At 72.5% G+C, this 13,238-nt stretch carries 12 protein-coding genes; 5 read left to right on the top strand and 7 right to left on the bottom strand.

Annotated features, from left to right (window positions below):
• Positions 1–139: 139 nt before the first annotated feature.
• The 3 genes from ACLQ2W_RS17130 to ACLQ2W_RS17120 form a co-directional block, all read right to left on the bottom strand.
• On the bottom strand, positions 140–874 hold the full coding sequence (locus tag ACLQ2W_RS17130) for a hypothetical protein (RefSeq protein WP_425787282.1): 735 nt from the start codon (positions 872–874) through the stop codon (positions 140–142).
• Between the two features lie 22 nt (positions 875–896).
• Positions 897–1,316 carry a PPOX class F420-dependent oxidoreductase gene (locus tag ACLQ2W_RS17125; RefSeq protein WP_405093308.1) on the bottom strand — a complete coding sequence of 140 codons (420 nt, stop codon included), beginning with the start codon at positions 1,314–1,316 and terminating at the stop codon, positions 897–899.
• A gap of 108 nt (positions 1,317–1,424) precedes the next feature.
• Positions 1,425–2,732 carry a cellulose binding domain-containing protein gene (locus tag ACLQ2W_RS17120; RefSeq protein WP_425787435.1) on the bottom strand — a complete coding sequence of 436 codons (1,308 nt, stop codon included), beginning with the start codon at positions 2,730–2,732 and terminating at the stop codon, positions 1,425–1,427.
• Positions 2,733–3,181: 449 nt separating this feature from the next.
• Here ACLQ2W_RS17120 and ACLQ2W_RS17115 point away from each other — a divergent pair, with 449 nt between their 5' ends.
• From ACLQ2W_RS17115 to ACLQ2W_RS17100, 4 genes are all read left to right on the top strand, one after another.
• On the top strand, positions 3,182–3,679 hold the full coding sequence (locus ACLQ2W_RS17115; protein ID WP_425787281.1) for a YcxB family protein: 498 nt from the start codon (positions 3,182–3,184) through the stop codon (positions 3,677–3,679).
• Positions 3,680–3,711: 32 nt separating this feature from the next.
• The gene (locus tag ACLQ2W_RS17110) at positions 3,712–4,179 is read left to right on the top strand and encodes a hypothetical protein (protein ID WP_425787280.1); all 468 of its coding nucleotides are present in this window, start codon (positions 3,712–3,714) and stop codon (positions 4,177–4,179) included.
• A 113-nt stretch (positions 4,180–4,292) separates the two neighbouring features.
• On the top strand, positions 4,293–5,159 hold the full coding sequence (locus ACLQ2W_RS17105; protein ID WP_425787279.1) for an oxidoreductase: 867 nt from the start codon (positions 4,293–4,295) through the stop codon (positions 5,157–5,159).
• 50 nt (positions 5,160–5,209) lie between these two features.
• Complete coding sequence (locus tag ACLQ2W_RS17100; RefSeq protein ID WP_425787278.1) at positions 5,210–5,962, top strand: FadR/GntR family transcriptional regulator; 753 nt, start codon at positions 5,210–5,212, stop codon at positions 5,960–5,962.
• Between the two features lies 1 nt (position 5,963).
• Here ACLQ2W_RS17100 and ACLQ2W_RS17095 read toward each other — a convergent pair whose 3' ends face one another.
• Positions 5,964–7,094, bottom strand: a complete 1,131-nt coding sequence (locus ACLQ2W_RS17095; protein WP_425787277.1) for a mandelate racemase/muconate lactonizing enzyme family protein — start codon at positions 7,092–7,094, stop codon at positions 5,964–5,966.
• 25 nt (positions 7,095–7,119) lie between these two features.
• The gene (locus tag ACLQ2W_RS17090) at positions 7,120–9,516 is read right to left on the bottom strand and encodes an RICIN domain-containing protein (protein WP_425787276.1); all 2,397 of its coding nucleotides are present in this window, start codon (positions 9,514–9,516) and stop codon (positions 7,120–7,122) included.
• Between the two features lie 163 nt (positions 9,517–9,679).
• Here ACLQ2W_RS17090 and ACLQ2W_RS17085 point away from each other — a divergent pair, with 163 nt between their 5' ends.
• Positions 9,680–10,705 carry a LacI family DNA-binding transcriptional regulator gene (locus tag ACLQ2W_RS17085; protein ID WP_405093314.1) on the top strand — a complete coding sequence of 342 codons (1,026 nt, stop codon included), beginning with the start codon at positions 9,680–9,682 and terminating at the stop codon, positions 10,703–10,705.
• 20 nt (positions 10,706–10,725) lie between these two features.
• Here ACLQ2W_RS17085 and ACLQ2W_RS17080 read toward each other — a convergent pair whose 3' ends face one another.
• Positions 10,726–12,429: an amylo-alpha-1,6-glucosidase gene (locus ACLQ2W_RS17080; RefSeq protein ID WP_425787275.1), complete on the bottom strand. Its 1,704-nt coding sequence runs from the start codon at positions 12,427–12,429 to the stop codon at positions 10,726–10,728.
• A 37-nt stretch (positions 12,430–12,466) separates the two neighbouring features.
• A complete protein-coding gene (locus ACLQ2W_RS17075; RefSeq protein WP_425787434.1) occupies positions 12,467–13,228 on the bottom strand; it encodes a carbohydrate ABC transporter permease in 762 nt (253 codons plus the stop codon).
• Between the last annotated feature and the right edge of the window lie 10 nt (positions 13,229–13,238).

Below are 13,238 nucleotides of genomic sequence, written 5' to 3'. Positions count from 1 at the left end.
CGTCCGGCCGACGATTGTGCGTCACGATCGGGGCCTTGCCGCAAGCCCGAGGGTGCGGTATACGTTAATAGTGGCGAGGAGTCCTGCTCCTTGCCTTTGTTGTTTTCTTCCCGGTGGACGGTTCATTCGTCTGGACGGTTCAGTCGTCGACGAGCGCGGCGAAGGACTCGCCGCGGCGGAGCTGATCGACGAGGTCGAGCACGGCCGCCCGTCCGCCGTGGGCCACCACCCACCGGTGGACCCGGCAGGCGGCCCTGGCGTACACCTGCTCGTCCGCGCCGGCGGCACGCAACCAGTCGGCCAGCGTCTCCGGTAGCGGCCCCGGCGCGGTGTCCCGGCAGCGGTCCGGCGCGGTCGGCGGCGCGAGGTACCGCCGGTCGTCGGAGACCAGCACGGCGAGCCCCTCGTCGAACCACTGGGGAACCTCGTCGCGGCGGGAACCGAGGCGCGCGTGGAACTCCACGTGCGAGAGTTCGTGCGCGGCGATCTCCGGGGAGATGCCGCGGGGCGAGAGCATCAGCGCCCGGTTGCGGATCGCGATCCCGCGTTCGCCGCCGCCACCGATCCGCCGGTAACAGTCGGACGTGAGGCAGGCGAGCACCGTCGGGTCGCTCTTGCGCCCCTGGTAGAAGTCGTCGACCCGCCGGCTCGCGTCGCGGTACACCTCGACCAGCCGCCGCCGGTCGGCGTCCGACAGGTCGGGTTCGGCGTAGAGACCGCCGCGCACCGGCACCAACCCGTAGCAGCGGGGGCAGGTGGTGGCGGCCACCGACGGGTACGCCAGCGCCAGCGCGGCCGTCGCGGTCACCGTCAGGACGACCACGGCGGCCACCACCCAGCGCCAGCGCCGCCACCGGCCCGGTCGAGCGGGCATGCGCACTCCTCGCCCGGCCGGCTCAGCCGACCTGACTGTTGTCCTTGAGCGCGCCCCACCCGTGCCAGCGGTCGATTTCGATCGACGCGCTGACCCGACCGCGCTCCCGCCGCGGGTACGGCTTTCCGGTGTAGTGCCGGGCGAGTCGGTCGATGTCCGCCAGGTCCGTGTCGTCGCGCAGCTCCACCACGTGGCCGACGATGCTGAGGTGGGTGTACCAGCCCTGCTCGTCCAGCACGGTGAGGGTGACCCGGGGATCGTTGCGCAGGTGGCCCAGCCGGCGCCGCCCCTCGTCCATGTTCACCAGGATCCGGCCGTCGTCCCACAGGTACCAGGTGGCCGCGGAGACCGGCTGGCCGTCGGGGCGCAGCGTGGCGATCACGGCGGGGTTCGGCTTGCCGAGCATGGCGACGGCGGGCTCGGGCAGCGGTGGCTTCGACATGGCTCTCCTCTTCGCGGCAGCGCTGTCTCCGCACTGTACGTACCGGCCGTGTCCCGTGCAGGGGAACCGGGCCCGGAGCCGGACGGCTCCGGACCCGGTTCCGCGCCGTCAGGAAGCGGTGCAGCCGACGTTGCCGGGCGCGGTGCCGCCGTCACCGGTGGCGGTGAACCCGAAGGTGGTCGACGCGTTCGGGGCCAACGTGCCGTTGTAGGGGGCGTTCCGGACCTGGACGGTGCCGGTGGTGCCGGTGTTGACGCCGCCCCAGAGGCTGCTGATGGCCTGGCCGTTGGCCAGGGTCAGGCGGGCCGTCCAGCCGTTGATCGTGGCGGTGGTGTTGTTGGCCACGGTGACCTCACCCTGGAAGCCGCCCGGCCAGGTGTTGATCGTGCGGTAGCTGGCCGCGCAGCCGGTCGGCGGGGGAGTCGTCGGCGGCGTGGTGGTGGGCGGGGTCGAGGTGGGCGGCGTGCTCGTGGGCGGCGTGCTGGTCGGCGGCGTGGTGGTGGGCGGCGTGGTCGACGCGAACTGGCTGAAGAACCGCCAGATCTCCCCGGAGGTCCAGGTCCGCGAGTCGTTCGGGCTGCCCGACCCGTCCACCGGGCTCGGCGTGTGGTCACCGTCGAAGGCGGCCCACTGCACCGGGTAACCCGCCCGGCAGCCGGAGTAGACGGTGGTGATGTGGGTGAAGCTGTTCAGGGCCGGCTCACGAGGGGTCTGCGCGGTGCAGCCGTTGTTGCGGACGAACGTGTCCCGCAGCGACCGGCCCATGGAGATGTTCAGCACGCTGTCGTGGGTGCCGTGGATGCCGAAGTAGGGGACCGGCTGGGTGCCGCCGTTGCAGCCGCTCAGGTTGGCGCCGGACAGCACCGCCACCGCGTGGATGACGGTGGGCCGGGCGCAGGCCACCGCGTAGCTCATGGCGCCGCCGTAGCTCCAGCCGAGCGCGAACCGCTGGGTGGTGTCCACGCAGAGGTCGTTCTCGACCTGCCGGGAGATGTCGTCGAAGAGGGTGAGGTCCCGGCCGTTGGTGTTGGCCCAGCCGTTGTCGATGCCCTGCGGCGCGACGAAGATCGTGCTGTTGTTCGACAGCGGCAGGAGTCCGTAGTAGCCGGCCGAGGCGACGTTGTTCGCGGAGCCGTTCAGCCAGTGGAAGCCGAAGACGAGCCGGTAGGGGTGGTTCCGGTCGTACCCGTCCGGGATCCGCAGGATGTAGCTGCGGTTCTGTCCGCCGCTGGAGATGGTGCGCGTCCCGTTGCTGAGCGTGGGGGCCTTGCCGCAGCCGGCGGTCGCCGCGAGCGTGCCGTTGGTCGCGGCCTGCGCCGCGGGGCCGAGGCCGCCGCTCAGCACGCCGCCCGCGGCCGCCGCGAACAGCAGGGCCGCGGCGGCCAGGGATGAGAGAAGCGGGGTACGTTTCACGATTGCTTGCCTCCGTGCCGTCGATGTCTGGTGGCGGTGGTGTGTGCGCGTGGGCACCCGGCGACCGCCGACGTGCCGCCGGAAGCGGAAGCCGTGCCGGGTCGCCTGCGAGGTGGCGGGGGAGAGCGGTGCGGCCGGGCCGGAACGGGATCCGGCAGCGACCTGCGGTCGGCTGGCGTCGGCGGAACGGCCCGGACCGGTCACCGGCCGGTCGGGCGGCGGAAGAAGGCCGGTGCAGCGCCGTGCCGGTCGACCGGATCGTGGAAGCGTGCCCTGCGCTCCCGTGCCGAAAGATAGCAGGTTATCGATAACATCTTCAACCGGAAGCGTTCCGGTAAAAACGCCGCCTCGGCCCGAAACTCTCGCCCGATCCCCCGAAACTTCTGCCCCGGAGGTGTGGTCCTCCACTGTGAGCGATCACAACATCGGACCCGGCCACTAGGGTGCGAGGCGTGCACATCCGTTTCGACGTACCCGCCGATCCCACCTACCCGGGGCGGGTGGCCGCCGCGCTCAGCGGCGTGCGGCTGCGCCCGTTCGGCCGTCTCGGCGCGGCGCTGGCCGCGGTCGGGGCGGTCGGTCTGGCCGCCGCGTGGGCGTTCGGGTGGGGCGGTCGGGCCGCGCCGCTGTGGACCTCGCTGCTCGTGGCCGGCCTGCTGTCGATGCTGTACGCGCCGTGGGTCCAGTGGCGGGCCCGCCGCCGCTCCGGTGACTACGCCGTCGAGGGCGGCTACGAGATCACCGACGACAACATCATGATGCGCAGCGGCTCGGAGTCCGCCGGCATCGCGTGGGACGGGGTGAGCCGGGTGACGGACACCCCGGAGTTCTGGATCGTGTACGTCGGCCGGATGCCGGCCACCGTGATCCCGCGCCGGTTGATGTCCGCCGGGGATGCCGAGACGCTGCGCGCGTTCCTGACCGGACGCGGCCTGCTCCGGTCCCGGTGAGCCTGTCACCGGCCGTCCCTAGACTGCGGGCCGTGAGATACCAGGAATTCGAGGCGGCCGTCCGCCGGTTGGTCGCCGGTGCCCGCGACGAGGCCGTGCGCGCCTTCGGCGCCGAGACGGTGGCCCGGGTCGTCCGGGACGACGAACTGACCGGGATCGCCGCCGCGGGTGAGCTCGACGACGACGCGACGGCGGCGTTCACCGTCGCGCGGGCGAACGCCGCGACGGCCGGCGCGGCCGAACTGCGCGCGTTGCTCACCCGCATCGACGACGGCGTCCTCAGCGACGGGGACATGGATCCGGAGCTGCTCATCGCCGTCTCGGCGCTCGAGCACTGGACGACCTATCTGGAGACCGGCCGCCGCGACGAGATCCACGAGCTTGCCGTCCGCGCCGTCGAGCAGGTCGACCACCGGGTCCCGGCCGATCTCGACGACTTCCTGGCCGGCCCCGAGATGGCCGCCGAGTACGCGCGGATCGAGCGCCTGCTCAGCGTGTGACGGCACCCGGCCAGGGTCCGCCGATCCCGGGACCGGCGGACCCTGGTCGCGCCGGCCGGCGGCGGGCATCGTACGGGTCGTGGGCCGGAGACTCCGGCGCGCGGAAGGGAACCATGACGGACCACGCACTTCCCGGCGGCACCTACCCGGTGGGCGACCTGACCCTCACCCGGGTCGGCTACGGCGCCATGCAGTTGGCCGGTCCGGGCGTGTTCGGGCCGCCCCGGGACCGGGCCGCCGCGGTCGCCGTGCTGCGCACCGCGGTGGAGCTGGGCATCCGGCACATCGACACGGCGGACTTCTACGGTCCGCACGTCACCAACGAGATCATCCGCGAGGCGCTCGCGCCGTACCCGGACGACCTGCACATCGTCACCAAGGTCGGCAACCGCCGTGACGCGCAGGGCGGCTGGCCGCCCGCCCGCACCCCGGCCGAGCTGACCGAGCAGGTGCACGACAACCTGCGACGCCTGGGTCTGGACGCGCTCGACGTGGTGAACCTGCGGGTCGGCGGCATGGACGCACCCGTGCCGGGTTCGATCGCCGAGCCGTTCGGCGCGCTCGCCGGCCTGCGGGAGCAGGGGTTGATCCGGCACCTGGGGCTGAGCACTGTCACCTCGGAACAGCTCACCGAGGCGCAGTCGATCGCCCCGGTGGTGTGCGTGCAGAACTTCTACAACCTCGCCAACCGGGGTGACGACGAGCTGGTCGACCGCACCGCCCGGGAGGGCGTCGCGTACGTGCCGTACTTCCCGCTGGGCGGCTTCTCGCCGATGCAGTCCGACGTCCTGGACCGGGTCGCGGCCCGGCTGGCGGTCACGCCGATGGCCGTCGCGCTCGCCTGGCTGCTGCACCGCGCACCGAACATCCTGCTCATCCCCGGCACGTCCGCGGTCACGCACCTGCGCGAGAACGTCGCCGGCGCGGCCCTGGAACTGCCCGCCGACGCCCTCGCCGAGCTGGACGCGGTCGGCGCGTGACCCGGTCGCGACGCCGCAGGGCGGCCGTGGCGCTGCACTAGGGTGTGCCCATGACGGCTCGCCTGGACGGGTTCGCCTTTCCACCCCGCCGCCCGGCCGAACGACTGGGGGTGGCGGTGGTGAGTGAGCTGGTCGAGCTGATCGTCACCGGGCAGCTCGACGCGGGGCAGCTCCTCCCGCCGGAAGGGCCGCTCAGCGAGCACTTCGGCGTGAGCCGGACGGTCATCCGGGAGTCGGTGAAGCGGCTCGAGGAGAAGGGCCTGGTGGTGGTCTCGCAGGGCCGGGGCACCCAGGTGGCCCGGGTCGGCTCGTGGAACATGCTGGATCCGGTGGTGCTCTCCGCGCTCATCGACAACGACGAGTCGTTGGGCGTCCTGGACGAGCTGACGATCGTCCGGGGCAGCCTGGAGGCGGCCATGGCGGGCACGCTGGCGAGCCGGCGTACGCCGGAGGAGCTGACCCGGGTCGAGCACGCGCTCGCCGTGATGCGCGAGATCCGGCACGAGAGCGACTCGTTCCGGCAGGCGGACGTGGTCTTCCACTTCACCGTCATGGAGCTGTCCGGGAACCGCCTGGCGGAGAACATCTGCAAGCGCCTCTACCGGCGGGCGATGGAGAGCAGCCGCTTCCACGGCATGACGTACGAGAGTGCGTTCGAGTCGACGCTCGACGAGCACGCGCGGGTGGTCGACGCCATCGCCCGGCAGGACGTGGCCGCCGCCGAACGCGCCATGCGGGACCACATCGTCACCTCGTGGCAGCGGCGCCGGTTGGCGGGGCCGGGCGGCGGCCCGGCGGGGTAGCTCAGGGCTCGGGGACGAGCCGCAGGCCGGCGCGATCGGGCCGGACGTGCGGGCCGGTCGCCGAGTGGGGCGCGCGGGTGGGCGCGAGGCGCTGCTCGTCGACCTCGATGCCCAGCCCCGGCCGGTCGCCGAGGACGATGCCGCCGTCCGCGATCTCCTGGTCCACGGTCAGCCCGATCGGCCAGGTGAAGTCCTGGACCTCGCACGACAGGTGGTTGGGCGCCGCCGCGGCGGCGGCGGCCAGCGGGTTGGCATGGTAGGCCACCGGGCTCACCGGCAGGTCCCGCCCGTGCGCGACCGCGGCGGTCCGCAGGAAGTGGGTGATGCCCCAGACGCTGCCCACCTGGACGACGTCGACGGCGTCCGCGTCCAGCAGGGGCCGGAACTGTTCCAGGCCGGTGAGGTTCTCGCCGGTGGCGACCGCCGCCCGGACGCCGTGCCGCACCGCCGCGAGACCGGCCGCGTCCCACCGGCGGACCGGTTCCTCGACCCAGGTCAGGTCGACGGTGCGCTCCAGCGCGGTGACGAACCGGACGGCCTGGGCGCGGTTCCACGCCTCGTTGGCGTCGACCATCAGCGCCGGGCGGTTGGTGTTGCGGCCGAGGATCTCCCGGACCGTCTCCAGCCGGCGTCGGTCCCGCTCGACGTCGTGGCCGCCCTTGAGCTTGGCGGCGGTGAAGCCGCGTTCGGCGAAGCGCTCGTACAGTCGCGCGAGCGCGTCGTCGTCGAGGGCGATGTCGAGCCCGGAGGCGTAGCCGGGGACGAACCGGTCGGCGGCGCCGACGGTGCGCCAGAGCGGCTCGTCGGCCGCCTTCGCCTTGAGGTCCCACAGCGCCATGTCGAGCGCGCCGACGGTGCCGAACGTCGCGCCCGCGTGGCCGGTCTTGAAGACCTGGTTCAGCATCCGGTCGTAGAGCGCCGGGGCGGCGCGGGGATCCGCGCCGTCGACCGCGCCGAAGACCCGCTCGACGTCCCCGTGCGGGCCGAGACCGACGCCTTCCAGACCGACGTCGGTCTCCAGGATCAGCACGGGCACGTCGGTACGCGTCCGCGGCATCACCCCGTTGGCGTCGCCGATCAGCCGTCCCCAGTCGTGCGCGGTGGTGCGGCTGCGGTAGCCGGTGACCTTCACGCTCGTCTCCTCGCCGCCGCCCCGGTCAGCCCCGCAGGCTCCACTGCTGGTTGGCCCCGCCGGTGCAGGCCCACAGGATCAGTTTGGTGCCGTTGGCGGTGCCGGCGGCGTTGGCGTCCAGGCAGAGCCCGGACTGCTGGCCGGTGATGGTGCCGTTGGCGTTGACGGTCCACTGCTGGTTGGGCTGGCCGTTGCAGTCCCAGATGATCACTGCGGTGCCGTTGCTGGTGCCCTGGCCGTTGGCGTCCAGGCACTTGCTGCCGTACACCTGGAGCTGCCGGCCGGCGGTGACGGTCCAGCGTTGCCCGGTGGCGCTGCCGCAGTCCCAGAGCTGGACCTGGGTGCCGTTCGTGGTGGACGAGTTGGGCACGTCCACGCAACGGCCGGACTGCCCACCGACGATCTGCTGGGCGGTGCCGCTCGGCGGCGGCGTGGTCGGGCCGCCGGAGCCCTGCGGGCCGGCGGCGTTCATCACGGTCTGCGCGCCGGCCGGCCAGTTGCCGTTGCTGACCGTCGTGTTGCCGTAGACCACGTTGCCCCGGTCGCCGTTGGTGACGTTGGTGCTGTTGTTCGTCGACCAGTTGTTGGTGAGCGTCCAGTTGCCCATGTTCTCGCCGCCCCAGTAGTTGGCGGTGGCCCAGGTGCCGGTGTTCGAGAAGACGTTGTTGGTGACGGTGTGGTACTTGGAGCCCTCGTCGAAGTAGACGCCGAAGTAGCCGTTGGTCCGCAGGCAGTAGTTCTCGCTGATCGACGCGTTCGGGTCCCAGCCCAGCGTGTAGATGCACCCGCCGTCGTTCATCTGCTGCATCACGTCGTGGACGTAGTTGCCGACCACGCGGTTGTTCGACGCGGTGGTCGGGGTGCTGTAGCGCGGCTGGTAGTTGTACAGGCCGCGGCGGGCGTACTCGTTGTTGCCGCCGGCGTCGTTGGCGCCCCAGCCGTACCCGATGGTCAGGCCGGAGTACGGCAGGTTGTAGATCTCGTTGTGGCTGATCGTGGCGTTGGTGACGTACGTGGGCAGCACCGAGCTGATGCCGCGGTAGTCCAGGCCGAGGTCGTGGATCCGGTTGTTGCTGACGGTGATGTCCCGGTTGGTCATCCGGGAGTCGCTCGGGTGGTGCGCGTCGGCGCGCACGCCGCCGATGACGAAGCCGCCGGCCGCGTTGCGGGCGATCTCGGACCGGGTGACGGTGATGTTGCTGGCGCCCAGCCCGACGCCGGTGGCGTGCGCGTTGGCGTCGTTGCCGATGCCCACGGCGGTCTGGCCCAGGTTGACGAACTGCGAGTCGCTGAACGTGATGGTGTTGGCGGCCGAGATCTGCACCGCGGCGGGCATCTGGGACCAGCTCGGTCGGGCCGCCTCGAACTGCTGGCAGCCGGAGGTGCAGGAGCCCCACGCGGGCCAGGACCAGGTGCCGGCGATGTACGAGCCGGTCTGCTGGTCGACCCAGCCCTGGTTGCTGCTGGGGCCCAGCCAGCTCGTGCCGGTGAAGGTGAGGCCGGAGAACGCGATGTGGTGCGCCGGGCTGGCGTAGCTGCCGCCCACGGTGACCAGCGACTGCGTCACCGGGAACTCGACGTCCACGGTGGACATGTTCTGCCCGGAGCGCGGGATGTAGTAGAGCGTGCCGGTGCCGGTGTCGACGTACCACTCGCCGGGGGAGTCGAGGAACTCGTACGCGTTCACCAGGTAGAACGGGCCGGCCCGGAACGGGTTCATCAGGGTGTCGTAGCCGAAGTTGTTGTTGTTCCAGGCCGGCTGCGCCATGGTGAGCAGGCCGCCGCTGATGCTCTGCACCGGCGAGTACCGGTCGGTGAACGAGTTGATGCCCTCCACCTCGACCCGGTTGGCGTTGGCCAGGTTGTTCAGGTAGTTCAGGTTGCCGTTGGTGATCCGCAGGCCGGTGGCCGAGGCGCTGAAGTCCGACCGGCTCACCGCCGTCCGGGCCCGGGTGGCCAGTTGCCCGTCGACGTAGAGCTGCCGGGTGTTCTGCCCGGCGCCGACGCTCGCCCGCCAGATGTTGCGGCCGGAGTCGGCGACGGACCAGCCGGTCACCTGCTTCGCGCCGCTGATCACCGGATGCGCCCCGGAGGCGGCCTGCCAGCGCACGGTGTGACCGTTGGTGCCGGAGTCGGCCGCGCCGAACGTCAGCGGCGACGTCACCCGGTAGACGCCGTCGGAGAGCTGCACCACGATGTCGTCCGACATGCCGCCGACCAGCGAGCGCACGGTGGCCTGGGCGGTGGACAACGAGCAGGGCTGGGCGGCGGTGCAGCCGCTGCCGGTGCCGCCGGGGGACGCGTACACGGTGGTGGCGGCGGCCGAGGCGGACGTGGCGAAGGCCGCGACGGCGACGCCGGCGATCGCCGTGGCCAGCGCGAGGCCGGTCACGGCCGACCGTCGCAGGGCGGATGCGTTCACGGAACCTCCAGCGGCGCTTATAGGTATGACGTCTCATGTTAAGCGGGTGTCAATATCGAAACAAGTCGATTGATTGGCGGAGACGCGCGTTGACACCCGTCACCGCCCCGACCTAGGGTCGTCCCACCAGTGAACCGATTCGACGACCGTTGCCGGGAGCGGGATGAACATCGGTGAGATCGCCCGGCGGGCCGGGGTGTCCCGCAGCACCGTGTCGTACGTGCTGAGCGGCAAGCGGCCGGTCTCGGCGGCCACCCGCCAGCGCATCCAGGCGGTCATCGACGAGCTGGACTACCGCCCCAACGCCAGCGCGCGCGCCCTCAAGGAGGGCCGGACCCGGACCCTCGGCCTGGTCATCCCGCCCGCCAGCCGACGCCTCACCGACATGCAGCTCGGCTTCGTCGCCAGCGTGGTCGAGGCCGCCGCGCGGGCCGACCTCGACGTGCTGCTGTCGCCGTCCGGCGGTGACCACGACCGGTCGTTCGAACGGATCGTGACCGGCCGCCGCGTCGACGGCGTCGTGCTGATGGAGATCCGGCTCACCGACGAGCGGGTGACCCGGCTGGAGCAGACCGGCCTGCCGTTCGTCACCATCGGCCGCACCGCCCGACCGGCGGGCACGAGCTGGGTGGACGTGGACTACGACGGCCTCATCGCCAGTTGCGTGCACCACCTGGCGGACCTGGGGCACCGGCACGTCGCCCTGGTCAACCGCTCGGCGGAACTCGTCGCCGCCGGCTACGGCCCCGGCTGCCGGGCGCTGACCGGCTTCGCCGCGGCGGTCGCGGAACGCGGCCTGACCGGCGTCGACGTCTGCTGCGGCGACGACGTCGCCGCCGGTGAGGCGTGCATCGAGGAGCTGCTGGCGACCCGTCCCGAGGTCACCGCCGTGGCCACCGTCAACGAGGCGGCGCTGCCCGGCATGCAGCGGGCGCTGGAGTCCGCCGGGCTCGTGGTGCCGCGCGACTTCTCGCTCACCGGGGTCGCCGCGCGGCACTGGGCGGAGAACCTCCGTCCGCCGCTGACCGCCGCGGACGTGCCGATCGTCGACATGGGCGCGGAGGCGGTGTCGCTCCTGCTGGAGCGGATCGCCGCGCCCGGAACCGCGCCGCGGCACCGGCTCTACCGCCCGCCGGTCTCGCTGCGCGCCAGCACCGGCCCGGCGCCGGCGCGCCGCGCCGCGTCCTGACCGCACCCCGGGCCGTCCGCTCACCCCCGCCGCCGCCGGTCGTCGCCGGCGAGCAGCAGATAGCCGCTCGCGGTCCAGGTGTACGCCCGGTCCCGCAGGCCCGCGCCGGTCTTGGCGTCGAAGTTCTCGGCGAAGCCGGACCGTTCGCACAGCAGCCGGAACCGCCGGCTGACCTCGTCGGCGAGCGCGACGTGCCCGGCCCGGCGCAGGCCGTCCTCGATCAGGACGGTGGCCGGGGCCCAGATCGGACCGCGCCAGTACCCGTCGGCCACGTGGTGCGGTGAGTCGAGTGGCTCGGTGGCCAACCCGTGCTCGGTGAGGTGGGCCTCGATCCGGCGGGCGAGCGTGGCGGCGACACCGGCCGGGAGCGTCTCGCCGAGCACGATCGGCATCAGGTCGAGCAGGCTGGTGCTGGACCTGGTCCACCCGGTCCGCGCGCTGCGCGCGGTGAACCGCTCCCCGGTCCACAGCTCGTCCAGTAGCGCGTCGCGGACCTCGCCGGCGACGTCGGCCCACCGCGCCGCCTCCGCCGGACGGTCCAGCTCGGCGGCCAGCTCCGCGAGGCACTCCACCTGCGTCACCAGCAGGGCGGCGAGATCGGGCGCCTCGACCACCCGGTCGTCGTCGAAGGTCGTGGCGTTGTCCCAGCCGCTGTCGTTGCCGTGCTGGTAGTGCGGCAGCCGCCGGCCGGGCGCCCGCCGGTGGTCCAGCCAGAACGTGGTCCACCGGGTCAGCCGCTCGTAGACCTCGACCAGCTCCGCGCGCGGCACCGCCCGACCGGACCGTCGCCGCAACTGCCGCCACGCCCAGCCGTGCACGGGCGGCTTGACGAAGTTGTGCAGGACCTCCGAGTGCGTCACCGAGTCGGGCAGCGCGCCGGCCGGATCCTGATGGTCGAACGGCAGGTGGAACTGGTGCCGGGCGAGGTCGGTCCGGCCGGCCGCCAGCGCGAGCGCGTTGAAGCAGTGGTCCCAGCTCCACACCTTGTTCATCCAGTGCTTCGACATCAGCGTGGCGGGCCGGGTGACGAAGCCGGCCGGCGCCACCGTGGCCGACCACAACACGTACCCGGCCAGCTCGGCGGCCGGGGTCGCCGGACCGCGCCACGGGGCGACCGCCTCGACGAACTCGGTGAAGTCCGCGTCGGCGGCGGCGACCAGGTCGTCGAAGTCCACGTCGGCCGCGTACGGTCGGCGGGCCGTCGCGTACTCCTCGATCGCCACCTCCCACGGCCGGTCGGCCGGCAGGACCAGGCCGCGGGCCGCGGTGCCGAGCGCCTGCGTGCCGACCGCCTCGGCGGCGCCGGTGAGCACGGTGAGCCGGTACCGGCGGCCGGTCTCGTACGAGGTGAACACGAACGCGGCGTCCACCGGGTCGTCGTAGAGGTACGTCCCGCTGAACGGGGTGAGGGTGGTGGCGGCGGCGCTGATCCGCAGCCCGGCCCCGCGGCCCCGGAGCCGGAGCGTGTCCGGGCCCGCGTAGGTCACCTCGACCCGGCCGTGCCGGTCGTGCCAGCTCAGCAGCGCCGGTCGGGCTGTCACCTCGGCGTCGGTCGGCGGGGTGAACCGGAGCACCGGGTGCATGCCGTTGCGGTGCGAGACCAGGTGCAGGTCGTCGGCCCAGGTGTGCTCGGCGACCACGGGGGAGACGCTGAGCCAGGACCCGTAGTGGCTGAACGGGATCTCCCGGACGGAGAACGTCGGGCCGGAGGGGACGACGGTCATCTGCGGTGACTGCCTTTCTGTGGTGCGGACGGCTCGCTCAGTCCTTGACCGCGCCGGCTGTCACGCCCGCGGCGACGTACCGCTGGGCCACGATCAGCAGGACGGTGGCGGGGACGGAGGCGATCACGGCGGTCGCCATGATGGCGTTCCACTGCTGGTTGTTGTTGCCGATGTAGCGGTAGATGCCGAGGGTCACCGGCCGCGCGGCGCCTCCGGCGTCCAGCGTGGACGCGAACAGGAAGTCCGACCAGGCCCAGAGGAAGGCGAACAGGGACACGGTGATGATCGAGCTGCGGCTCAGTGGCAGCACCACGGAGCGGAACGTCCGCCACCGGCTCGCGCCGTCCATCACGGCGGCCTGGAGCACCTCGCCCGGGATGCCGGACATGAACGCCGTGAAGATCAGCACGCCGAACGGCACGGCGATGGTGGAGTCGGCCAGCACCAGACCGGCCGCCGAGTTGAGCATGCCGAGCCGGAGATAGATGGCGTAGCACCCCATCGCCATGATGATCCCGGGAATCATCTGCGCGATCAGCAGCACGAAACGGAGCACGCCGCCGCCGACCGGGCGCAACGTGGCCAGGGCGTAGCCGGCGGGCGCGGCGAGGGCCACGGTCAGCGCCACCGTGCCGAGCCCGATCAGCAGGCTGGTGCCGAGGTACGGCAACTGGTCCCGCAGCACCACCTGGTAGCCCTCGACGGTGCCGTGCGTCGGGAACAGGTGCGGCGGGTCGGCGCGCAGGTCGGTGTCCCGGGTGAGGGACACGTTGACCATCCAGTAGACGGGGAACAGCATCAACGCGGTG

Origin of the sequence: Micromonospora sp. DT227 (assembly GCF_049841835.1) — a bacterium.
Lineage (GTDB): Bacteria > Actinomycetota > Actinomycetes > Mycobacteriales > Micromonosporaceae > Micromonospora.
Note: the sequence above shows the minus strand (reverse complement) of the source record. Positions and strands in the feature narration are given on the sequence as shown.

Excerpts from the sequence above, each read along its gene's own strand:
- ACLQ2W_RS17080 (WP_425787275.1), bottom strand. The coding sequence starts at position 12,429 with ATGACCGTCGTCCCCTCCGGCCCGACGTTCTCCGTCCGGGAGATCCCG.
- ACLQ2W_RS17085 (WP_405093314.1), top strand. The coding sequence starts at position 9,680 with ATGAACATCGGTGAGATCGCCCGGCGGGCCGGGGTGTCCCGCAGCACC.
- ACLQ2W_RS17125 (WP_405093308.1), bottom strand. The coding sequence starts at position 1,316 with ATGTCGAAGCCACCGCTGCCCGAGCCCGCCGTCGCCATGCTCGGCAAG.
- ACLQ2W_RS17100 (WP_425787278.1), top strand. The coding sequence starts at position 5,210 with ATGACGGCTCGCCTGGACGGGTTCGCCTTTCCACCCCGCCGCCCGGCC.
- ACLQ2W_RS17105 (WP_425787279.1), top strand. The coding sequence starts at position 4,293 with ATGACGGACCACGCACTTCCCGGCGGCACCTACCCGGTGGGCGACCTG.
- ACLQ2W_RS17075 (WP_425787434.1), bottom strand. The coding sequence starts at position 13,228 with ATGCTGTTCCCCGTCTACTGGATGGTCAACGTGTCCCTCACCCGGGAC.
- ACLQ2W_RS17130 (WP_425787282.1), bottom strand. The coding sequence starts at position 874 with ATGCCCGCTCGACCGGGCCGGTGGCGGCGCTGGCGCTGGGTGGTGGCC.